The sequence below is a fragment of the Pantoea sp. EKM101V genome (genome assembly GCF_011800325.1).
In the GTDB taxonomy this organism is placed as follows: Bacteria; Pseudomonadota; Gammaproteobacteria; order Enterobacterales; family Enterobacteriaceae; genus Pantoea; species Pantoea anthophila.
This window is the reverse complement of the sequence record NZ_JAALFP010000001.1, coordinates 446898-469097: the sequence shown is the minus strand read 5'-3', so window position 1 is coordinate 469097 and position 22200 is coordinate 446898. Positions and strand designations below refer to the sequence as shown.

18 protein-coding genes are annotated in these 22200 nt (G+C 56.3%); 14 read left to right on the top strand and 4 right to left on the bottom strand.

Annotation, left to right across the window (positions count from 1 at the left end; all coding sequences use genetic code 11):
• The first annotated feature begins 210 nt into the window (after window positions 1-210).
• The 7 genes from HFD92_RS02295 to HFD92_RS02265 all read left to right on the top strand — a co-directional run bounded on the left by HFD92_RS02295 (window position 211) and on the right by HFD92_RS02265 (window position 9195).
• Window positions 211-2568 (top strand): membrane-bound PQQ-dependent dehydrogenase, glucose/quinate/shikimate family, encoded by a 2358-nt coding sequence (locus HFD92_RS02295; protein ID WP_167428210.1) that lies wholly within the window; start codon window positions 211-213, stop codon window positions 2566-2568.
• Between the two features lie 295 nt (window positions 2569-2863).
• A complete protein-coding gene (locus HFD92_RS02290) occupies window positions 2864-3844 on the top strand; it encodes a TIM barrel protein (protein WP_058958215.1) in 981 nt (326 codons plus the stop codon).
• A 67-nt stretch (window positions 3845-3911) separates the two neighbouring features.
• Complete coding sequence (locus HFD92_RS02285; RefSeq protein WP_009090224.1) at window positions 3912-4952, top strand: substrate-binding domain-containing protein; 1041 nt, start codon at window positions 3912-3914, stop codon at window positions 4950-4952.
• Window positions 4953-4968: 16 nt separating this feature from the next.
• Window positions 4969-6471 (top strand): sugar ABC transporter ATP-binding protein, encoded by a 1503-nt coding sequence (locus HFD92_RS02280; RefSeq protein ID WP_167428209.1) that lies wholly within the window; start codon window positions 4969-4971, stop codon window positions 6469-6471.
• A 32-nt stretch (window positions 6472-6503) separates the two neighbouring features.
• The gene (locus HFD92_RS02275; protein ID WP_167428208.1) at window positions 6504-7475 is read left to right on the top strand and encodes an ABC transporter permease; all 972 of its coding nucleotides are present in this window, start codon (window positions 6504-6506) and stop codon (window positions 7473-7475) included.
• A complete protein-coding gene (locus HFD92_RS02270) occupies window positions 7475-8332 on the top strand; it encodes a MurR/RpiR family transcriptional regulator (protein ID WP_009090221.1) in 858 nt (285 codons plus the stop codon). Before HFD92_RS02275 ends, HFD92_RS02270 begins: the two co-directional genes overlap by 1 nt.
• Before the next feature lie 2 nt (window positions 8333-8334).
• A complete protein-coding gene (locus tag HFD92_RS02265) occupies window positions 8335-9195 on the top strand; it encodes a PfkB family carbohydrate kinase (RefSeq protein WP_009090220.1) in 861 nt (286 codons plus the stop codon).
• 42 nt (window positions 9196-9237) lie between these two features.
• Here HFD92_RS02265 and HFD92_RS02260 read toward each other — a convergent pair whose 3' ends face one another.
• Window positions 9238-10269, bottom strand: coding sequence for an NADP-dependent oxidoreductase (locus tag HFD92_RS02260; RefSeq protein ID WP_167428207.1), 1032 nt, complete (start codon window positions 10267-10269; stop codon window positions 9238-9240).
• A 428-nt stretch (window positions 10270-10697) separates the two neighbouring features.
• Between HFD92_RS02260 and HFD92_RS02255 the strand changes: the two genes are divergently transcribed.
• Entirely contained in the window at window positions 10698-11096 is a 399-nt protein-coding gene (locus HFD92_RS02255; RefSeq protein WP_167428206.1) for a VOC family protein, read from the top strand.
• A 126-nt stretch (window positions 11097-11222) separates the two neighbouring features.
• Complete coding sequence (locus HFD92_RS02250; protein ID WP_111208425.1) at window positions 11223-11741, top strand: glutamate racemase; 519 nt, start codon at window positions 11223-11225, stop codon at window positions 11739-11741.
• 136 nt (window positions 11742-11877) lie between these two features.
• Here the strand turns inward: HFD92_RS02250 and HFD92_RS02245 are convergent, their stop codons facing one another.
• Window positions 11878-12978 (bottom strand): NADH:flavin oxidoreductase/NADH oxidase, encoded by a 1101-nt coding sequence (locus HFD92_RS02245; protein WP_167428205.1) that lies wholly within the window; start codon window positions 12976-12978, stop codon window positions 11878-11880.
• Window positions 12979-13123: 145 nt separating this feature from the next.
• A complete protein-coding gene (locus HFD92_RS02240) occupies window positions 13124-13873 on the bottom strand; it encodes an SDR family oxidoreductase (protein WP_046101828.1) in 750 nt (249 codons plus the stop codon).
• A gap of 152 nt (window positions 13874-14025) precedes the next feature.
• Between HFD92_RS02240 and HFD92_RS02235 the strand changes: the two genes are divergently transcribed.
• The gene (locus HFD92_RS02235) at window positions 14026-14949 is read left to right on the top strand and encodes a LysR family transcriptional regulator (RefSeq protein ID WP_140028545.1); all 924 of its coding nucleotides are present in this window, start codon (window positions 14026-14028) and stop codon (window positions 14947-14949) included.
• A 22-nt stretch (window positions 14950-14971) separates the two neighbouring features.
• Here the strand turns inward: HFD92_RS02235 and uraH are convergent, their stop codons facing one another.
• A complete protein-coding gene (uraH, locus tag HFD92_RS02230; RefSeq protein WP_167428204.1) occupies window positions 14972-15394 on the bottom strand; it encodes a hydroxyisourate hydrolase in 423 nt (140 codons plus the stop codon).
• A 2285-nt stretch (window positions 15395-17679) separates the two neighbouring features.
• On the opposite strand from uraH, the gene HFD92_RS21740 reads away from it, so the two are divergent.
• The 4 genes from HFD92_RS21740 to HFD92_RS02210 are packed head-to-tail and all read left to right on the top strand — an operon-like array spanning window position 17680 to window position 22200.
• Entirely contained in the window at window positions 17680-18294 is a 615-nt protein-coding gene (locus tag HFD92_RS21740) for a LuxR family transcriptional regulator (RefSeq protein ID WP_255461683.1), read from the top strand.
• 20 nt (window positions 18295-18314) lie between these two features.
• On the top strand, window positions 18315-18860 hold the full coding sequence (locus HFD92_RS02220) for a fimbrial protein (RefSeq protein WP_167428203.1): 546 nt from the start codon (window positions 18315-18317) through the stop codon (window positions 18858-18860).
• Window positions 18861-18917: 57 nt separating this feature from the next.
• Entirely contained in the window at window positions 18918-19664 is a 747-nt protein-coding gene (locus HFD92_RS02215; RefSeq protein ID WP_167428202.1) for a fimbria/pilus periplasmic chaperone, read from the top strand.
• A complete protein-coding gene (locus HFD92_RS02210; RefSeq protein ID WP_370525215.1) occupies window positions 19636-22200 on the top strand; it encodes a fimbrial outer membrane usher protein in 2565 nt (854 codons plus the stop codon). Before HFD92_RS02215 ends, HFD92_RS02210 begins: the two co-directional genes overlap by 29 nt.

The window sequence follows — 22200 nt, the reverse complement described above, 5'->3', positions numbered from 1 at the left end:
TTAATTTATTGTGATGAATATCGCGTTATTGTCCCTTCCGGAAGCAGAAAAAGCGGTAATACCGGTCTGGATCGGGTGCGGTTTAATAAAAGTCATTAATGATTTACGTCTCTACACGTTTTTACATATTTCATGCGTAAGTTAAAATCTCGTTGAAATTATGTTTCACATTTAACGTTTCTGACGCTGCTAATGACTCGAGGAAGGATCATGATCAATAAAATAACCAGTATAATCATGGTGATATTTGCTGTTGCCCTGATTTACATGGGAGGACAACTCCTGCTGGCAGGAGGCAGCGCATTTTATGCGCTGATGGGTGTGGGCGTACTGCTTAGCGCAGTTCTGCTGTGGATGAAAAAACGCAGCGCGCTGACGCTCTATGCGCTGCTGATGTGGATCACGCTGTTCTGGATGATCCGGGAAGTGGGCTTCGATAAGTGGCAGTGGATCCCGCGCGGGGATCTGTTCGGGGTGCTCGGCGTCTGGCTGGCGCTGCCTTGGGTGGTACGTCCTCTGTTTCAGGGACAGCGCCGTTTTCATCCTTTTCTGGGCGGCTCGGTTATTGTGATGCTGCTGCTGGTCGCCGGCCTCTGCTTCTACGATCCGCTGCCGCAGCAGGGGACCATCACGACAGCCCGTAACAGTTCCGTCACCGGTGGCGCGGATGAGGAGTGGCGCGCCTATGGCGGGACAGCGGAGGGTCAGCGTTTTTCGGCGCTGAAACAGATCACCAAAGATAACGTGAGAAATCTGGAAGTGGCGTGGACCTATCACACCGGCGATCTGCGTCAGGAGGGCGATGCCACCGAGTACACCTTTGAAGCGACGCCGCTGAAAGCTAATGGCATGCTCTACTTCTGTACGCCGCACAACGAAGTGCATGCGCTTGACCCGGAAACCGGGGCGGTGAAATGGAAAGCCGTCCCGGATAAAAACCGCTCCTGGCTGCAGCAGCATCAGACCTGTCGCGGTGTGAGCTACTTCGATGCCGGTCAACTGGTGCAGCAGGCGACGGAAAGGGCACCGGCCCTCTGCCGCAAGCGAATTTTTAACGCCACCACCGATGCCCGCCTGCGGGCGCTGGATGCCGACACCGGCAAACCCTGCGCTGACTTCGGCAACAACGGTGAGGTGGATCTGCGCGCTAACATGGGCGAGCTGCGTCCGCACGCACTGATGCAGACGGCCGCACCGCTGGTGGCCGGTAATCTGGTGATCGTGGGCAGTTCGGTCATGGATAACGGGTTTAACACCGGCAATCCGTCAGGTGTCATCCGTGCCTATGATGCGGTCACCGGGCGTCTGGTGTGGAACTTCGATCCGGCTAACCCGGAAAAGAGCGCGCCTGTTGCTGACGCGGTCATCTATCCGCAGGATACCCCGGTCGCCTGGGCAACCCTGAGCGCCGACCTGAAAAACGGCCTGGTCTACGTACCCTTTGGTAATGCTTCACCGGATGAAGTTGGCACGGCTCGCGATCCGGCCAGCAATACCGAGAAATTCCGTGATGCGCTGGTGGCGCTGGATCTGAAAACCGGTGCTTTCAGATGGCGTTATCAGAGCGCGAACCACGACCTCTGGGACCGCGATAATCCGTCGCAGCCCTCGCTGGTGGACATCAGCTACCAGGGCAAGCCACAACCGGCGGTGATCCTGCCGACCAAAACCGGCAATCTGTTTGTGCTGAACCGTCTGACCGGCGAGCCGGTTTATCCGGTTAAGCAGGTGAAGGTCTCCACGGACGGTATCCCGGGCGAGCAGTATGCGGCAACCCAGCCGGTTTCCAGCCTGAACTTCATTCCGCAGCCGCTGACGGAAAGCGCCATGTGGGGCATTACGCCGTTTGACCAGATAGCCTGCCGCATCACGTTCCGCGAGCTGCGCTACGATGGCAATCCGTGGACGCCGCCAACGGAAAAAGGATCGCTGATCTTCCCCGGCAACATCGGTGTCTTTAACTGGGGCTCTGTCGCTGTCGATCCGCAGCGTCAGATGCTGATAGCGACCCCGGTGCGTCTGGCCTACAAATACAACCTGATTAAACGCACGCCGGAAACGGAAACGCAGCGAACCTTCACCAAAGATGGCACGCCATACTGGAATGAGAACTTCCACGGTGACTACGCGATCCATATTCAGCAGATGGCTTCCGGGCTGGGCATTCCCTGCATTGCGCCGCCGTGGGGGCGGATGGTGGGGGTGGATCTCACTACCGGTAAAACCGCGTGGCTGCGCCGCGTCGGCACCACCAAAAACCTGAAGATCAGTTTCCTGCCTGGCCGCTTCCCGCTGGGATTCCCGATGGGCATGGTGGCGCACGGTGGGCCGCTGCTGACGGCGGGTGATCTGGTGTTCCACGGTGCGACGGCGGATAACTTCTTCCGCGCTTACGACAGCACCACCGGCGAACTGCTGTGGCAGACGGAGCTGAGTGCCGGTGCGCAGGCCACACCATCGACCTTTATGGGTAAAGATGGCCGGCAGTATGTGGTGATTGCGGCGGGGGGGCATGGCTCGCTCGGCACCACGGCGGGCGACAGCGTGGTCGCTTTCCGCCTGAAGTAACCTCAGAGACTGAGCGCCATACTGGCGCTCAGTTTTTTTACTTTTCTGTCCGCCCGATTCGCCCTCTCTCTCTGCACCACAACCCGTTGTATTACCTTTCTATTCTTCCAGCATAACCTGCCTTATCGATGATACCGTATCGAAACTATTTCGTGACAGCGCTCGCGGTTTAGCGATTTGCCTGGCCTGTCCGACTTGCGCATTGAGCCGCGAAGCGTAGAGTAAACCATAACTTCACAACTAATCGTGAATATGAAAAGTACTTCACAATACGCACTCTGAAGGATTGACGCTCATGTCGGAACTGAAATTTGCTACCCGTCTTAACTCTTTCGCCTCGGGGGCGCACCTCTACTGGCCCGGCCAGCAGGGCAAGCCCTCGGTACTGCAGATGGTGGCCCGTGCAGGCAAGGTTAAAGGTCTGACGCATCTCGATCTTAACTATCCGCAGCATCTCACCAGCGACATTCCCACGCTGCGCCAGGCGATCAGCGATGCGGGTCTGGCGGTCAACGGGATGCAGATGCGCTGGGATGCGCCCCAGTTCAAAATTGGCGCGTTCACTCATCCTGATGCCAGAGTGCGTCGCGAAGCGATCGAGCTGACCAAACGCGGTATCGACGCCGGTCGGGAGTTTGGTTCACGGCTGATGACGCTGTGGATGGGGCAGGACGGTTTCGATTACTGCTTTCAGGCGGACTATAAGAAGATCTGGGAGGATGCCGTCAGCGCGGTGCGTGAGGTGGCGGAGTACGCCCCGGATGTGGATGTCAGCATTGAATATAAGCCCAACGAACCGCGCGCCTACAGCATCTTTCCCAACGCCACCACCTGTCTGCTGGCGGTGGAAGAGGCGGGCTGCGCCAATCTGGGGATCACTCTGGATTTTGCTCACGTGCTGTTTGCCAATGAGATCCCGGCCTTCGCCGCCGCGATGGTGGCACGCCGCTCGCGGTTGCTGGGGCTGGACCTGAATGATGGCTGGGGCAAACGCGACGACGGGCTGATGGTCGGCTCGGTCAATCCGCGCGCCACGCTGGAGTTTCTCTGGCAGATGCAGCGCGACGGCTACCGCGGTGCCTACTACTTCGATACGTTCCCGGATGCCAGCGGCCTTGACCCGATTCGGGAAGCGGAAAGCAATATCGCGACCGTCACCCGCTTGCTGAGGTTGTGTGACCAGCTGCATGGCAACGCGGCATTACTGGCGGCCATCGAGCGTCAGGATGCGGTTGCCTCCCAGCAGATCGTCAATGACATCATGCTGGCGCGATAACAGCCCGCTTCTGCGTAACCTGAGTCTGTAGAACAAAAAACGTTACCCACACCCTGAGAATAAAAAAATGAAAAAACGCCTGCTTGCTCTTATCGCCTCCTCACTGCTCTGCAGCACCGTCTATGCGGCAGACCTGGCCCCGTTGCAGTCAGATACGGAACCGGATCGTACCGACTGGACGCAGCTCGACAGCAAATATGGTGCCCTGCCAAAAGTCGACAAGGCGCTGAAGATTGGCGGGGTGTCAAAAACCCTGACCAATGAATACTGGCGCTCACTCGGCCAGGGCTACCAGAACGCAGCAAAGAAATATGGCATCACGGTGGCTTATCAGGCGGCGGCTAATGAAGACGATCAGCTTGGCCAGCTGTCGATTGCGGAAACCCTGATCTCGCAGGGCTTCAATGGCCTGCTGGTCTCGCCGCAGACCGACATTAACCTGCAGCCTGCGCTGGAGAGTGCCAGCAGTAAAAATATTCCGGTGGTCAACGTCAATGACGCTGTGATGCCGGATGCGCGCTACTACGTCGGCAACGTCCAGAAAGATAACGGCGTGCGGGTAGCAAAATGGTTTATTCAGCACCATCCGCAGGGCGGCAAAGTGGCGGTCATTGAAGGGCAGCCGGGGGTGTATGCCGCCGGTCAGCGAACCCGTGGATTCAAAGAGACGCTGGACAGCGCCGGGAAGTTCACCATTGTCGCCAGCGTGCCGGCAAACTGGAGTCGCGAGCAGGCCTTTAATGCCGCGTCGACCATTCTGCAGCAGCACCCTGATCTGATCGGCATCTACGCCAACAACGACACGATGGCGCTGGGCGTGGTGGAAGCGGTGCGTGCGCAGAACAAAGCGTCACAGGTGGCGATTTTTGGCACCGACGGCATTTCTGATGCTTACGCCTCGATTAAACGCGGTGAACTGACCGGCACGGTAGACAGCTTTCCGGTTCTTACCGGTGAAGTGGCAATGGACGTCATGATCCGTCTGATCAACGGTCAGAAGCTGTCGCGTGTGGTTTCAACGCCTCAGGCGCTGATTACCAAAGAGAATGTCGACGCGTTCTCAACCAAAGATAACGCGCGGTTGCGTCAGCTGCTGGTTCAGCAATAAGTCAGCGGGAGCGGGTATGGAACAGTTTCGCTTAATGATGCGCGGCATCAGTAAAAGTTACGGTAACGCCGCCGCGCTGCAGGATGTCGATTTTACGGTGCGGCCCGGCGAGGTGCATGCGCTGATCGGAGAAAATGGCGCGGGCAAGTCGACGCTGCTGAACATCCTCTCCGGCGTACGCGGTGCGGACAGCGGAGAGATCAGCGTTAACGGCACCCAGGTTCAGATCCGCAGCCCCCTCAGCGCCCGGCAGGCCGGGATTGCGATGATCCATCAGGAGTTGCAGCACGTTCCGGAGCTCTCCGTCGCGCAGAACATGTTTCTGGGTCGCCCGATAACCTGCGCCGGAGGCTTATGGGTGAATAAAAAAGCACAGCTGGCGCGGGCTGCGCTGATCCTGAAGACGCTGGATCCCACTATCGATCCCGATACACCGATCCGGAATCTCAAAGTGTCGCAGCAGCAGATTGTTGAGATTGCCCGTGCGCTGCTGGACGACGCAAAAATCATCGCGATGGATGAGCCAACCTCCAGCCTGACGCCACGGGAGTTTGACCGTCTGGCCGAGCTGATTGGCGATCTGAAGTCGACGGGGGTTTCGCTGATCTACGTGTCGCACAAGATGAATGAGATTTTTCGGGTCTGCGACCGCGCGACCATTATGCGTGACGGTAAGCAGGTGGGCGTGGTCAATATCCGTGAGGAGAATGAAGAGAGCATCGTCGCGAAGATGGTCGGACGGAAGATCGACAAACTCCATCATCAGACGTTTGTCAGCGATCGTGAAGTGCTGCGGGTCGAGGATCTGACGCGCGGCAAGGAGGTGGTTGGGGCGAACTTCAGCGTGCGGGCTGGCGAGGTGCTGGGGATCGCCGGGCTGGTCGGCGCGGGTCGCACTGAACTGCTGAAGCTGATTGCCGGTATTGATCGGCGTACGCGTGGCTCAGTGAGCGTCAACGGCAACCCGGTGCAGAACCACAACGTGCGCGCCGCCATTAAGGCGGGCATTGGTCTGGTGCCGGAAGATCGCAAAAAAGAGGGCATCATCAAAGAGCGGGCCGTGAAGATGAATATGGCGCTGCCGTCGATGCACCGTTTCACGTCGGCGGGGCTGATGAATCAGGCCCGGCTTGATCGGGAAGCGCTGCGCGTAATGGGCGATCTGAAGCTGCGCCCGCTCGATATCGAAAAAACCATCGGCACGCTGAGCGGCGGTAATCAGCAAAAAGTGATCATCGGTCGCTGGGTGGCGGCGGACGCCAATGTGTTTCTGTTTGATGAGCCGACGCGTGGCATCGACATTGGCGCCAAGTCTGAGATCTATCATCTGATTGAAAAGCTGGCGCAGTCGGGCAAAGCCATTGTGGTGGTCTCATCAGAGATGACCGAGATTATGCGCATCTCAGACCGGGTGCTGGTGATGCGAGAAGGGCGGATCACCCGAGAGCTTACCGGCAGCGCCATCACCGAAGAGAACATTGCCCGTTATGCCATTAAAGAGAGCGACCAGCCTGCCTGACCGCTTACCTGACATTCACCAAGGTGATAACTATGACCACTCAGACCTCTACCGGGCCGGATACCCGTCCCGCGCTGCGGCTTAAATTTAACGTACGGGATGCCGGTACCTTAATCGGCTTACTGATTATCGTGGTGACATTTTCGTTTCTGTCGCCGGTGTTTTTCACACTGCCAAATCTGCTGAATATTCTGCAGCAGTCTTCGATCAACGCCCTGATTGCACTGGGCATGACGCTGGTGATCATCTCCGGCGGGATTGACCTTTCGGTCGGCCCCACCGCGGCTCTCTCGGCGGTGCTGGGGGCGACCCTGATGGCGTCAGGTGTACCGGTGCCGCTGGCGATCCTCGCCACGCTGGGCGTCGGCGCGATGTGTGGTCTGTTCAGCGGGTCACTCATCGCTTATGCCGGGCTGCAGCCGTTTATTGTGACACTGGGTGGCCTGTCGCTGTTCCGGGCCATTGCGCTGATCTCGACCGGCGGAAATCCGGTTTTCGGTATTCCGCTGACATTTCGCAGCCTGATCAACAGCACGATTTTAGGTATCCCGACCCCCATCGTGATTGTGGCGATCATCGCGCTGCTGCTGTGGACGGTCATGAATAAAACCCCGCTGGGGGAATATATTCTGGCGATTGGCGGCAACGAAGAGGCGGCACGGGTTGCCGGTGTGCCCGTGAAGCGCACCAAGGTGACGGTTTACATCTTCTCCGGCCTGCTGGCCTCACTGGCCGCGCTGATTCTGATTGGCCGCCTGGGTGCTGCCGAGCCAACCATTGGTAACCTGTGGGAGCTGGACGCTATCGCGGCGGCGGCCATTGGTGGGGCTTCACTGATGGGGGGAAAAGGGAGCATTTTCGGGACGCTGATTGGCGTGGTGATCCTCGGCGTGCTGCGTAATGGCTTGACCTTGCTGAACATTCAGGCCTTTTACCAATTGCTCGCTACCGGCCTTATTATTATCATAGCGATGTTGATTGACCGGGCGACCCGAGGCAGGTAATGAAGCAAGATCCGCGAGCCATTGGTGCTCAGATTCGTATGCGTTTGCCCCAGCTGACGCCGTTAGAACGTCGGGTGGCTGAGGCCATCATTGCCCGAACCGACATTACCGAGCAGTCATCCTTAAAAGAGATTGCGCAGGAGAATAATGTCTCTGAAGCGATGATCGTTAAGATCACCAAAAAGCTTAACTTCACCGGCTTCAGACATTTCAGAAGTGGTTTGATCTATTACAACCAGTCTGAAGTAGCGGGGCTGCATGCGGAAATTGAGCCGGATGATTCGTCGGAGCAGTTGCTGGCCAAAGTGTTCAGAACCTCAATCCAGGCGATTGAAGAGACCTTATCAATTCTGGATGTTTCTGAGTTCAATCGGGCGGCGGACATTATCTTTAAAGCGCGTCATATCGATCTCTATGCCGTCGGCGGTTCTGCCGCCGTCGCGCGGGATCTGTCACACAAGATGCTGAAGATAGGCATCAAGTCGACCGCCTATGATGACGCCCATATCATGCTGATGTCAGCCGCCGTGTTATCTGATGACGATGTGGTTATCGCCATCAGCCACTCGGGTGCAACACGCGCAGTGAACGATCCGGTCAAACTGGCGGGAAGAAATGGTGCGAAAGTGATCGCCATTACCAACTACGCCGAATCGCCGATCGCGCAGAGTGCGCATGTGGTCCTCAATTCAACCTCTCAGGGATCGCATCTGTTGGGTGAAAACGCCGCGTCACGCATCGCCCAGCTCAATATTCTGGACGCGCTGTTTGTCGCTATCGCCAAGAAAGATCTGAAGCGGGCGGAGAAGAACCTGATGAAAACCCAGCATGCGGTTCAGGATCTGCGGGAATTCTAGCTATGAGCAAAATTGCAGTCACCGGCAGTCTTCATTACGACATTATGCTGGACGCGCCTCATCGTCCGGAGAAAGGCGAAACGGTGATGGGCAGTGCCTGTCACTATAAGTCTGGCGGCAAGGGCGGAAATCAGGCGGTGGCGGCGGCCCGGGCGGGGGCTGCGGTGCGGTTCGCCGGTTCGGTGGGACGCGATCAGCAGGGCCAGTTTCTGCGGGACTTTCTGCAGCAGGCTGGCGTCGATTGCACGGCGGTGAGTGTGATCGAGGCGATACCTTCCGGCATGAGTGTCGCGATTACCGATGCCGAAGGGGATTACGGTGCCGTCGTGGTGTCCAATGCCAATCAGCACATTCCGCTGGAGACTTTCGAACAGCCAGGCTTCTGGCAGGATGTCTCACTGCTTGTGCTGCAAAACGAGGTGCCGGAAACGGTCAATCTCTGTGCGGCCCGGGCGGCGCAACAGCGAGGGATTAGGGTCTGCGTCAATGCCGCGCCCGCACGCCCCCTGTCGGCGGCGTTTGAAGCGTGTATCGACCTGCTGGTGGTCAATGCCATTGAAGCGCGCGATATGTGCGGGATAAGCGTACAGGATCTGACGTCAGCCCGCGCGGCCGCGGAATCGCTGGCGGGACGCTTTGCCAGGGTGGTCGTGACCGCAGGGGAACACGGCGTCGCTTTCAGCGAGGCGGGAGAGACGCACACGCTGGTGGCGCAGAAGGTGACGCTGGTCAGCACCCATGGTGCCGGGGACTGTTTTGTCGGCGTGTTGTGTCAGCGTCTGAGCATCGGGGCAACGCTGAGAGAAGCGGCAGAAGAGGCTAACCGAGCGGCTGCCGAACACGTTTCCCGGCAGCCACACTGATCGAGACGTGTGCCACGTCACTGACGTGGCACACAAATTCCATCAGCCGCCGACCTTCACTACGGTCTTGCCGAAGTTTTTGCCGTTCAGCATATCGATAAACGCCTGTGGCGCGTTCTCCAATCCCTCAATCATGTGCTCGCGATAGTGGATCTTTTTGCTCTCCACCAGCGGCGTCATCGCCTTCAGGAACTCAGGGTAGCGGTCGCCGTAATCCTGGAAGATGATAAAGCCCTGCATACGGATACGACGTTTCAGGATACCCGCCATGATCAGGGAGGTTCTGTCCGGGCCTTCCGGCAGCTCGCGCTGGCTGTACGCCGACACCAGACCACAGACCGGCACACGCGCGGCGGTGTTCAGCAGCGGGAACACGGCATCAAAGACTTTACCGCCCACGTTTTCGAAATAGATATCGATGCCATCCGGGCAGGCGTTCTTCAGCTGCTCTTCAAAGTCAGCACTGTGGTGATCGAGGCAGGCATCAAAGCCCAGGGTTTCGATGGCATAACGGCATTTTTCTTCACCGCCCGCCACACCGACCACGCGACAGCCTTTCTGTTTCCCCAGCTGACCCACCGTTGCGCCGACCGGACCGGTTGCGGCGGCGACCACCAGGGTTTCACCGGCTTTCGGCTGGCCGATGTCCATCAGGCCCATATAGGCGGTAAAGCCTGGCATACCGAGAATGCCCAGCGCCCAGGAAGGGTTGGGCAGGTCGTTGCCCAGCTTCGCGATCTCTTTGCCATCGGAAACGGCATACTCCTGCCAGCCATTCTGCGACAGGACCCAGTCGCCTTTCTGAAACTCGCTGTTTTTTGATTCGGCCACCTGACAGACGGTGCCGCCCACCATCGGCTGATCCAGCTCTGCTGGCGGGGCGTAGGATTTCCCCTCATCCATCCGGCCACGCATGTAGGGATCGAGCGACAGGTAGATCGTCTTCAGCAGAATTTCACCCTCTTTCAGTTCCGGCACGGGCTGAGCCACATGGCGGAAATTCTCTTTGGTCGGCTCACCGTGTGGGCGTGAAGCCAGTAACCAGGCGTGATTCTGAGGCGCGTTTTCAGTCATATTGTCATCCTTTTATGGCCTGGCAATGCACAGGGCATCGCCGTATGAATACCGGAAAAGTGTAGATGACGGAGAGGGGAATGCCTTTAGCACGATGGGCGGCAGACCGTTCCCCTCACCAGCGATTGCAGCGTTGCGGGCAGGGTGACACAGCGTCTGTCAGGCGATGACGGCCCCTTGCCTGGACGGCGTGATATTCACATTCTCTTGCAAAATCGCGCCCTGATCAGCGATTGCAGCGTTGCGGGCAGGGTGACACAGCGTCTGTCAGGCGATGACGGCCCCTTGCCCGGACGGCGTGATATTCACATTCTCTTGCAAAATCGCGCCCTGATTAATCTGCTTCACGCGATTCTGCAGCGCATCCGGGGCCAGGGGACGGGCGGATGAGTGTGATAGAACTCAGTAAACAGAGAGGAGAGAGAACCATGCACATTCAGCACATGCGAATCGCACGGCCGGTTACCAGCCTGACAGAAATGTCTCAGCGCTATTGTCACGGGTTAGGATTGCAGAAAATTGGTGCCTTTACCGACCATGAGGAATTCAGTGGCGTGATGCTGGGCGCGCCGGGTCTGGCCTGGCATCTGGAATTTACACAGTCACTTACGCATCCCCTGACGCCGTCACCGTCGCAAGAGGATCTGCTGGTGCTTTACCTGCCGCATTGGCCTGACTGGCTGGCCCGTTGCGCCGCGATGGATGAGGCAGGGTTCCGGCGGGTGCCTTCTTTTAATCCTTACTGGGATCGGCAGGGCGTGACATTCAGTGACGATGATGGTTATCGTGTGGTGATTCAGCATGCAGCCTGGCATGTCGAAAGCTGATCTTTTAATGAAACGGAGCGTCCCCTGAACATACTTTGCTTCCACACCGCGGCCAGTAACATTGCGATTTTCGATGCTGCCGCCGCCTCGCTGGCGCGTCACACCCCGCCGCTGAATCATCTGGTCATGCCTGCACTGCTGGCTGAGGCCGAAGAGCGCGGCGGGATGGACAGTGACTTACGTCTCAGGATGGCCCGGCTGATTGAGGGCGTGCTGCCGCAGTTTGATGCCATTCTGATCACCTGTTCGACGCTGGCCCCGGTAGCCGACGATTTCCCCGTGCAGGAAAGGGTCATGCGCACCGACAGAATGCTGGCGGAGGCGCTGCATCGCCAGGCGGGGCCTGCGGTGGCGCTCTGCGCGGCAGAATCGACCGTGGCGGCCACCCGGGCGCTGTTCTGTCAGCCCGGCACGCAGGTGAACACGGAGCTGGTGGCGGGGGCATGGGATGCCTTTAAGGCGGGTAACACGACCCGCTATTTTGACCTGATTGCGGCGGCGACAGAGCGGGCCTATCAGCAGGGCGCGGTGGCGGTGGCTCTGGCGCAAAGCTCAATGACGCCGGTGGCGCAGCGGTTTCCCGCCGCACAGCGTCCGCTCACCGGCCCCGATCTCGCGCTGCAGGCCTGCTACGATCTCAGATAATGGGGGTATTGCAGCCTGGTTTCGAGAGGGCGAAATCATGGATGCCAGGACCATCATGCTGCTGCAGCATCTGCGGCTGAAGGGCATTTTATAAGTTAACGGCAGACCGCTGTATAAGCGGTCTGCCGGGAAAGGCTTACTGATCCTGGGTCAGAATGCCTTTTACGTCATGCGGTTCGGAGCGCAGATACTGAGGTGGCACCTGCACCTTGCCATCCAGCGCAGCGGCCGCATGCCATGGCCAGCGCGGGTCGTAGAGGATCCCGCGCGCCAGAGCCACCAGATCGGCTTCGCCCTGTTGCAGCAGATCCTCGGCCTGCTGTGGCTCAGTGATCAGGCCGACCGCGATCACCGGAACGGAAACCTGCTCACGGATATCGCGGGCAAACGGAACCTGGTAATTAGGGCCGACGCTGATTTTCTGATCTTCCGACAGTCCGCCGCTGGAGACGTGGATATAGGCGCAGTTCAGTGCTTCCAGCTCACGCGAGAAGGCGATGGACTGTTTGATTTCCCAGCCGCCTTCGACCCAGTCCGTCGCGGAAATGCGAACGCCTACCGGCAGTGAGGCCGGAACCGCGTCACGAACCGCTTTGAACACTTCCAGCGGGAAGCGCATACGGTTCTCCAGCGATCCGCCATACTCATCGGTGCGCTGGTTCGAGAGCGGAGAGAGGAACTGATGCAGCAGATAGCCGTGCGCAGCATGGACTTCGATAAGATCCAGCCCCAGACGCTCTGCACGCAGGGCGCTCTCCACAAAGGCCTGCTTCACCCGGGCCAGGTCATCGGCGCTCATCGCGACCGGTCTGACTTCATCCGCGCTGTAGCTCACGGCTGACGGGGCAATGGTCTGCCAGCCGCCGGCATCCGGTGCAATCTGTTTGCCGCCTTCCCAGGGCACCGCGCACGACGCTTTACGTCCGGCATGGCCCAGCTGAATGCCAACCGGAATCGAGGAGTAACGGCGCACATCCTCCAGCACCGTTTTCAGTGCGGCTTCATTCTCATCATTCCACAATCCGAGATCGCCGGGAGAGATGCGGCCAATGTCTTCTACCGCCGTGGCTTCGATAATCATCAGGCCTGCGCCGGAAAAAGAGAGCTGACCCAGGTGGATGCGGTGCCAGGCTGTAGCATTACCGGCTTCGGCTGAGTACTGGCACATCGGCGCAATCACAATGCGGTTATCCAGCGTAAGGTCGCCCAGTGAGACAGTGGAAAAAAGTTGGCTCATGTGATCTCCATGGTGTTATGACGAATGTGACAGGCAATAACTATAGCGGGGGATTGAGGAGACCGTGGGTAATGCAACGTGACATTTTGTGATTGTGTCCCGGTTCAGACCCTGCTGTGACAGCCACAGGGTCTGAAGCGTAACGTTACACCTGCGCCATTCCGCCATCGACAAACAGTTCTGTCGCATTGATAAAGCTGGCGGCATCTGACGCCAGGAAGGCAACGGTTCTGGCCACCTCCTGCGGCTCACCCAGGCGACCCAGCGGTATCTGCGCAGCCAGCGCATCAAACAGGCCCTGACGCTGATCATCACTGACCAGCCCGCCCAGGCCCGGAGTACGGACAGGGCCGGGACTCACCACATTCACCCGGATGCCGCGATCTTTCAGATCCAGCGCCCATGAACGGGCAAAGTTGCGCACGGCGGCTTTACTGGCGCTGTAGACACTGAAGGCTGCGGTACCCTGAGCCGAGGCGGTAGAGCCGGTAAGAATAACCGACGCGCCATCAACCAGCAGTGGTAGAGCTTTCTGAACCGTAAACAGCACGCCGCGTACGTTGGTATCGAAGATACGATCGAAATGCGCCTCTGTGATCGCCCCCAGCGGCAGCATGTCGCCTCCGCCGGCGTTGGCGAACAGGATATCCAGATGGCCCGACTGTGACGCAATCCGGGCATACACGTCGTCGAGATCGTGCAGCTGTGACGCATCGGCCCGGATACCGGTGACCGTTCCACCGATGTCCGCGACGGCGGCATCCAGTTCCGCCTGACGGCGACCCGTAATAAAGACCTGCGCGCCCTGTGACGCCAGTTCCCGTGCGGTGGCCAGGCCAATTCCGCTTGTTCCGCCTGTTACCAGGGCAATTTTTCCTGCGAGTGATGCGCTCATAAAGTCGTCTCCGGAGTCGGTCAGTGAATGAGGATAAGCTTCCCGGTCAGCGTCGCTGCCGGACAGGGGGCCACTGTAAAAGAGCGGGATTGACGGATAAATCCGCTAAAATGAAAATGACTATCCACACGGGTGGACAATAGGGGCAGAGAATGGATCAGTTGCTGGCGATCAGAGCCTTTTCACGGGTGGTAGAGAGCGGCAGTTTTACCCGTGCTGCAGATACGCTGAACATGCCGAAAGCGACGGTGAGCAAGCTGGTGCAGGAGCTGGAGGCGCATCTCTCCGTCAGGCTTTTGCAGCGCACCACACGGCGCGTGACCGTGACTGCGGAAGGGCGGGAATATTATGAGAAGGCGCTGCGTATTCTGCACGACCTTGAGGATGTGGATGCCTGTTTTAATGCACTGCGCAGTAAGCCGCGCGGGCAGTTACGCATTGATGTCGGCGGTTCGACTGCCCGGGACGTTCTGATTCCGCTGCTGCCCGATTTCTTTGCCCGCTATCCTGACATTACGCTGGATCTCGGCGTTTCGGATCGTCCGATCGACCTGATCAGTGACAATGCTGACTGTGTGATCCGCGGCGGTCCGCTGATGGACTCCTCACTGATCGCCCGTCTGATTGGGCACGCCACGCTGATCACCTGTGCAACGCCCGCCTATCTGAAAGCCTTTGGCGTACCGGCCTATCCGGATGAACTGCGCAACGGCCACCGGCTGGTGAGCTATCTCTCTCCGCAGACCGGCAGGCCTTTTCCGTTTCGGTTTGAACGTGACGGGGAAAAAATCGAGGTAACCAGTGCGCATCGCATTGGCGTCAATGAGAGCAACGGACATCTGGCTGCGGGGCTGGCCGGGCTGGGGATCATTCAGACGTTCAGCTATTCGCTGTCGTCGATTCTGCGGCAGGGTGAGATGGTAGAGATCCTGCGCGACTGGCGTCCTGCCGGGTATCCGTTTCATCTGGTTTATCCGCAGAACCGGCACGTCACGCAACGCCTGCGGGTGTTTATCGACTGGCTGGTGGCCTCTTTTCCGGCGCGGATAGCGGGAGAGGCCCAATCCGGCACCTGAATGCCGGATTGGGCAGAATCAATCAGTTGCCGCGATAGGTTGAGTAACCAAACGGGCTCAGCAGTAAGGGAATATGGTAGTGTTCACCGCTGGCTTCCATGTTGAACTCCACAGGGATCTCCGGGAAGAAGGTTTTCTGGCTGCTCTTCTTATAAAAATCACCGGTTTTGAATACCACGCGATAGCTGCCGGCGCTGGCCGTTTTGTCCTGCGGGAACAGGGCGCTGATGCGGCCATTGTTATCCGTCACACCAGAAGCCAGTTTCACCCAGTTATCCTGCTGCTTCTGATCCAGCTCGACTTGAATGCCCGCGGTGGGCTGACCGGTCTGCAGGTTGAGCACGTGTACGCTGAGTGGATTTTTCGCAGCGGCAGGCTGAGCGGCGACAGCAGATACGCCAGAGGTCATCAGTAAGGTGGCAATCAGAGCCGTTGTCTTTTTCATCAATGTTTCCTTTATTGACTGTTGGAGTGCGTGTTGTTGTGCTGAAGCGTAATCGGGTTGAGGCGAAAGAGACATTTAACGGCGCTAAATGTGAAATTTCCCAGAAGAGCATGTCTTTTTAGTTACATCATACATACTCTCTCTCTCATTACCTGAGTTGAGCTCTGTGCTGAAATCGCTGATCAGGATGAAGCGGCGGGCAGAAGGTATGCAAAAGGAGAGGGCAGCAGAATCGCAGGCCGGAAAACAGTGAAGAAAGCGTGACAGCGTCACAGAAACCCGTCAGGTGTCAGAGGTTTATTCCGTTGCAGTTCCCGGATTGTAGCCTCTGATGGCTGATAAAATCCAGCTGATTCAGAGGGATGAGAAGATTCAGGGCCATGCTCACCGAACAGCCCGTAAACCACGCGGTTTGCGTCGTCGGGCCGGTATGCCTGCGCGACGCACGCTGAATACTTTGCCTGTCAGGGCGTCATCTGCGCCCGTTACTGAACTGGCCGTGAAACAGAATCCGTTGGCAGCAGAGGTAGCCAGGATGCATTTACCCAGGATCTTACCGGCATCATCATCCGCAAAGCAGCAAAGTCACGCACGCCAGAAGCGCTGGCTTTCAGGGAACGCCGGGAATAGTGGTGATGGCTGTGAAAGAGGAATCATCGGGTGAGGCGGACATTTTTCTTTCGGAGAGTGCGAAGAGATTGATAAGGTTTCAGTGCAGGCAGCACAAATCAGTGGAAGCAAAGAATCGCCTGATGTTAATCAGCAGACGTGCCGGAAGATGAATACGCGGAAAGTTATCGTCGCTAAGGGAACAGCCGTTATCGGGTTGACCGGGAATCATAATTGCCTCATCAGACGGACAGGAACGAAGTCGGCAGCAGCACGGCAGGGAACGAGATAACGCAGCCACAGCCGTTACCAGATATCTTATTTAACATAATATACATTATGCGCATATTTATCATTATCAGGGTTGGGCCTCGCTGTTTACCTTTCGGCACCGATCCTGGCTGTTTTTTGCCTGGCCGTAAATCTCTGTGCAACTCAGCCTCATCTTCTCACCACCACGCATCCGCTTTTCTGAATGCCTTGTGATTTGCTGCGCATCCGTCCGGCATTCTCTTCGCAGCCTGATTCACTCACTCTCTTCAATGTCCGATGCCGAAGATATCACACCCGGCTTCATCTTTACGGCTAAGTGAATGAATTGAGCGCTCACGACATGCTGCGCGCTCAGCTTTTCAATCGCTCTTCACCTTGCTCTGGATTGTGCGTCCGGTCTGTACATCTCTGCACTTTGCTCGCTTAACGCCATCCGGCGGCTTTCCGCACTCCGCCAGAGACGTCGCTACGTGAAAATTAGCGCTCTTATCAGGGCTGACGGCCACAGAAATGCTGTAAATGCGTCTCCTGAATGCCTGCTTTTTACTCTCGCTCAGCGGCGCGAACAACGCCTGCTCCTGTACACGTCCGCGCATCGTCATGATAAGGCCTGCCGCATCGGCCGCGCCTGTTGATGACCTGCAGAGATTCGGTCAGAGATAGCCGGTTTTGATAAGACATTTACGGGAGACAAAACAACATAACATCCCTGCTCTGTCTGTTCAGTAATCAGCCTTACTGGTTTATTAAAACCGGCCAGAGCAGCTAAACGTCAATGCGCAGCGATTATTTTATACAAAAGCTGAATAATCATTTCCTGCGTAAAATTAAATAGAGAATTAATGACAATGCTGAAAACAGAACAGATAACACGCGCTAAATTACTGATTTAGATCAATATTTCTTGCAGATGCGTCAATTAACATCTTTGTTACCAGGACTTTTCTTAATAAAAGGATTTCCTGAGCGATAAATAGTAGTTCTGAAGTTCTGACTCAACAGGATTAGAAAAATAACAAACGGGTATTAATAAGAGGATTTGCATTAAGAGCGACAAAAACAGGTTATTCCCCAACAACAATCCGGCGTCAAAAATATACAAAAAATGACACTGATCAAAATTCGCGCATATTTAGCTTTGCGTGCGGAATTTTTATTGATCAAAACAGCGTTATTTGCGAAATATTCCTAACAGACGTAAAAAAATCCAGGTCTCTCAGTACGATTGAGTGGACGGCAGACGTTTTTGTCCCGAATTTTCAATCAATATTACGCCGGAGCACGGAGGGGGTGCGTTAAGAAAAATCCGAATGCAGGAAATAACGGGTAATTTTCATCGCCTTGAAACGCGGAGATTTTTATCGATAAAATAAATACAACTCTCGCAACAGCACCAGAATATTATGATAAAGATAACCAGAGAGGAAATTCGCTGCGCCAGTTGTAAATATGGCTGCGATCTCGCCCATCGCGCATCAGACATTTATCACCGATGTCCGCTGCAAAAAATTACCACCTGGCCCGGAAGAAATCATTTTTTCTCTTCATCCCTGCTTAGCATGGTGGCGGGTAAATATGAAAGCATCTTTTGCCGGGGATGCATATTTATTGACTTCTCAAGAGAGAATGTCAGGTATTTTACCAACAGTAACTGGATTGAATATTTAAAAAATACGGGATTGATGCTGATTATTGTCAGCGATCGCTATATGCAATCCCTTGCCGCGTTCTGGCAAAAAGAAGACCTGCGTATCCAGACCGTTATTTATGCCGATCAGTCGCGTGATGAGATAAGCCGTCAGATCAATGGCTGCTATTTCGGCCTGAAGGGCGACGTCAGGAAAAAAGTGAATGCGTTTAAACAGGATGAAGTTCAGTTCCTTGATCTGGCAGTGAATGGACTCTCACTGCCGATTATTGCCAGAGAAATGGGAGTTGAAATCAAGCGTGTTTATAACATCAAAGAGGCTATTCGCCGGAAAATGGGCATCAGCCTCAACCAATTGCTTTCCGTATAACGATGATAAAGGAGTATGACATGCACACCCATTTCAGAACGCTTAATCTTGCGGTGTTAATCAGTGCCGCGCTGGTTTCAGCCAGCGTCTCTGCGGCTTCTGATAACACCATTAACTTCCAGGGCGAAGTGACCACCGAAACCTGTTCGGTGTCGGTGAACGGTAACAACGCTTCACCTGTCGTTCTGCTGCCAACCGTGAGTACCTCTGACCTTGCGGCCTCAGGTGCGACAGCGGGCGAAACCCCCTTCACCGTGGGCGTAAGCGGCTGTACCGGTGACAGCACCAAGACCACGAAAATCTCCACGGTTTTCGTGGGCAATAACGTCAGCGCTGCCGGCAACCTGTCGAACACCGGCACCGCGAAAAACGTTGAGGTTCAGATCCTCGACCCGAAAGATACCGTCGTCGATCTGACCAGCGGTTACACCGGCAGCGGCGATATGACGCTTCAGGCAGGGGAAACCTCAGGCTCAGCCACCTACTCTGCCCGCTACTATGCATCAGGCACGCCAACGGCCGGGACCGTGACCGCATCACTGCAATACGCCGTGACTTATCAGTAATCGTTTTCGTGCGTATCCGGTATCCCGGGTACGCACGCCACGCTTGAGATCTCTGACATGTATTCACGCATTGTGCTCTACCCCTCACTGTTCGTCATTTTCATTCTGTTGATGACGTTTATTTCGGATAAAGTCCAGGCGAGCGTCACGATTCTGGGTAGCCGTATTATTTATCCCGGCAATGCTCTCTCCGTCGATGTTCAGTTAAAGAACAACGATAATATTCCGTATGTTATTCAGGCCTGGTTTGATAATGGCAATATGGATTCACAACCGGGCGATAAGAGTGACGTGCCTTTTATTATCACCCCTCCGCTATTCCGGATTCAGCCTCTGACTGGTCAGGTGCTGAGGATCCGCTTCACGCCAGAGGCCTCCTTACCGCAGGATCGCGAAACGGTCCACTGGTTCAACTCCCTGCAAATTCCGCCCGCCAATATTCAGGGCGAGTCAGGCCGTAACAGTATCGTTTTAATGTTACGCAACCGCATGAAACTCTTCTACCGGCCTACGGCGATTGGTCAGCCGGGGGATATTTTCAGCGGAATAAAAATAACGGCGAAAAAAGAGGGCCTCGAAATCAATAACACCCAGCCCTGGTTTTTCTCGCTGACCGACGTAACCCTAAAAACAGCAGACAAAAAAATAGCCTGCGACGCCGATATGATTGCGCCCTTCTCTAAAAAAATTGTCAGGTGCAAAGCGGCAACGCACGCGTTACCCGCGAACAGCGTGGTCTCTCTTTCAGCAATGAATGACCAGGGAGCGAAAGTCAGTGAAGATTATCCGCTTGCAGCCAGGTAATATCCGCACCCTTTTTTTACCTCTCTGTGCCTCCTTCACTTTTTCAACGTATGGACACGCTGAGGAATATTACTTTGATCCTTCGCTGTTTAAAGGTTCGGCTTTTGGCCAGAACATCGAACAGTTTAATCATCAGACGATTGCCCCCGGCAGCTATTATGTCGACATTTATCTGAATAATAAGCTGATCAAAAGCGGTGTCACCCTCACCTTTTTATCAGCAGAAAAAGGTCAGCCCATTGAACCCTGCCTTCCCCTGAAGGTGGCGGAATCACTGCGCCTTAAGTCACTGAATAAAACCGCAGCCCGCGAGCAATGCCAGCCTTTGCGTCACTGGTCCTCCGCGGCCAGCTGGCAATTTGATCAGTCATCACTGCGGCTGCAATTGACGATTCCGGATGCGGAGTTAATCCGTCTGCCTCGCGGAACCATACCCGTTTCCGAGTGGGATAAAGGGATCACCGCCCTTTTCATCCGGCATAACACCAACTACAGCTGGACGGAAAATACTGCCTCCGGTTACCGATATCAGTATCTCTGGAGCGGTGTCACGGCGGGCACCAATATCGATAACTGGCAGCTGCGCCATCAGGGCAATCTGCGGGTTATCGACAATAACGTCACCGGCAGCGACGCGCGTTATACCACGGTCAGAACCTGGCTTCAGCGCCCCATCGAACCGCTGAACAGTGTGCTGACCGTTGGCGACAGCTACACAGAAAGTTCGCAGTTTGGCAGCCTGTCCTATAACGGGATTAAGCTGACAACGGATGAGAGGATGCGCCCGCAAAGCCGTCGGGGTTACGCGCCGGAGATCCGGGGCGTGGCCTCTTCCAGCGCGCGGGTTATCGTCAGGCAGCTCAATCGCGTTATTTATGAGACCAGCGTGGCTCCGGGGCCTTTTGTCATTAACGATTTGTACAATACCCGCAGCCAGGGCGATCTCGACGTGGAGATTGTTGAAGCGAGTGGCAAAACGTCCTCGTTTACCGTCCCCTATGCCTCGGTGCCCGATTCGGTCAGGCCGGGTAACTGGCACTACTCCGTTGCCCTGGGACGGGTGCGACAGTTCTACTCCGTCAATAACACCTTCTTTGAAGGATTGCTGCAGCGCGGTATCAGCAACCAGCTGACCGCGACGGCGGGTTCGCGCCTGGCTGAGGATTATCAGGCCTGGCTGCTTGGTGGTGTCTGGAGCTCTGCGGCGGGCGCCGTGGGACTGAATACCACCTTCTCGGATGCAAAGGTGGCACAGAACCAGACTGCCACGGGATGGCGCGCTGAACTGAGCTACAGCAAAACCTTTACCACCGGCACCAACGTGGTCCTGGCTGCCTATCGCTACTCAACCAGCGGTTATCGCGACCTGCAGGATGTGCTGGGCGTGCGTCGCCAGCAGGATGGTGGCCTCAGCTACTACTCCGACACGCTGCATCAGCGTAATAACTTTTCTGTCACGCTGAGTCAGACAATGGCTGACTATGGCTTGATCAGCCTGAGCGCCAGCACAGCGGATTATTACAATAACCGCTCCCGCATTACCCAGCTTCAGCTCGGTTACAACAACAGCTGGCATAACATCAGTTACAGCCTCAACGTCGCCCGCCAGCGCACCACCTGGAGCAGCGATCGCTTCGGGCTGAGCCTGGACGATGGCGATAATAGCTATCGGGAGAAGTACACCGAGAATACTGTTGCCCTGAATGTTTCCGTCCCGCTGAACTGGAGCAATCACAACGCCTCCGTGGCCTACAACTACAACCAGTCTAAAGAGACGCGCAATTCCACGCTCTCACTTACCGGTTCATCGGGCGAGAATAACCAGCTCTCCTGGTCGCTGTATGGCGGAACCGGGCAGACGCAGAATAGCGGCAGCCAGCGCGCCTCGTTTGGCGGAAACGTGCAGCAGAATACCCGCGTGGGCGGCGTCAGAGCGAACTATGGCCAGGGTGATAACTACCGTCAGGCGGGTCTGGGTCTGTCAGGCACGTTGCTGATCCATTCCGGCGGCATGACAGCCGGCCCCTATACCAGCGATACCTTTGCGCTGATTCATGCGGAAGGCGCTCAGGGCGCCAGCGTGCGTAACGGTCAGGGCGCAGTTATCGATCATGCGGGTTACGCCATCCTGCCTTCGCTCACGCCTTATCAGGCGAATACCGTCAGCCTGGATACCCGCTACATGAATAGCGATGCGGAATTAAGTGGCGGCAGCCAGCGCGTGGTGCCCTATGCCGGTTCCGTGACGCGGATTCATTTTGCCACCCTGCAGGGCAAGGCGGTCTTGATCGCGCTGAAGAGTGACGATCAGGAGATTCCGCCGATGGGGAGTGAAGTCCGTGACGCGGATAATACCGTCATCGGCATTGTCGGTCAGGGCGGACAGGTCTATGCCCGCGTTCCGCATGATTCCGGCACCTTAAGGGTCAGCTGGCAAAATAAAGGCCATAAAACCTGCCTCGTTAATTATCAGATAACCGGACGCGTGAATGAGAATATCGTTCGCCTGGATGCCGTCTGCCGCAAGGGTGAATAG

Bases quoted from the DNA above. Each gene is read 5' to 3' on its own strand.
- HFD92_RS02295 (WP_167428210.1), top strand. From the start codon at position 211: ATGATCAATAAAATAACCAGTATAATCATGGTGATATTTGCTGTTGCC.
- HFD92_RS02285 (WP_009090224.1), top strand. From the start codon at position 3,912: ATGAAAAAACGCCTGCTTGCTCTTATCGCCTCCTCACTGCTCTGCAGC.
- HFD92_RS21740 (WP_255461683.1), top strand. From the start codon at position 17,680: ATGATAAAGATAACCAGAGAGGAAATTCGCTGCGCCAGTTGTAAATAT.
- HFD92_RS02245 (WP_167428205.1), bottom strand. From the start codon at position 12,978: ATGAGCCAACTTTTTTCCACTGTCTCACTGGGCGACCTTACGCTGGAT.
- HFD92_RS02255 (WP_167428206.1), top strand. From the start codon at position 10,698: ATGCACATTCAGCACATGCGAATCGCACGGCCGGTTACCAGCCTGACA.
- HFD92_RS02215 (WP_167428202.1), top strand. From the start codon at position 18,918: ATGTATTCACGCATTGTGCTCTACCCCTCACTGTTCGTCATTTTCATT.
- HFD92_RS02280 (WP_167428209.1), top strand. From the start codon at position 4,969: ATGGAACAGTTTCGCTTAATGATGCGCGGCATCAGTAAAAGTTACGGT.
- HFD92_RS02260 (WP_167428207.1), bottom strand. From the start codon at position 10,269: ATGACTGAAAACGCGCCTCAGAATCACGCCTGGTTACTGGCTTCACGC.
- HFD92_RS02270 (WP_009090221.1), top strand. From the start codon at position 7,475: ATGAAGCAAGATCCGCGAGCCATTGGTGCTCAGATTCGTATGCGTTTG.
- HFD92_RS02235 (WP_140028545.1), top strand. From the start codon at position 14,026: ATGGATCAGTTGCTGGCGATCAGAGCCTTTTCACGGGTGGTAGAGAGC.
- HFD92_RS02250 (WP_111208425.1), top strand. From the start codon at position 11,223: ATGCCTGCACTGCTGGCTGAGGCCGAAGAGCGCGGCGGGATGGACAGT.
- HFD92_RS02240 (WP_046101828.1), bottom strand. From the start codon at position 13,873: ATGAGCGCATCACTCGCAGGAAAAATTGCCCTGGTAACAGGCGGAACA.
- HFD92_RS02220 (WP_167428203.1), top strand. From the start codon at position 18,315: ATGCACACCCATTTCAGAACGCTTAATCTTGCGGTGTTAATCAGTGCC.
- HFD92_RS02275 (WP_167428208.1), top strand. From the start codon at position 6,504: ATGACCACTCAGACCTCTACCGGGCCGGATACCCGTCCCGCGCTGCGG.
- HFD92_RS02290 (WP_058958215.1), top strand. From the start codon at position 2,864: ATGTCGGAACTGAAATTTGCTACCCGTCTTAACTCTTTCGCCTCGGGG.
- uraH (WP_167428204.1), bottom strand. From the start codon at position 15,394: ATGAAAAAGACAACGGCTCTGATTGCCACCTTACTGATGACCTCTGGC.
- HFD92_RS02265 (WP_009090220.1), top strand. From the start codon at position 8,335: ATGAGCAAAATTGCAGTCACCGGCAGTCTTCATTACGACATTATGCTG.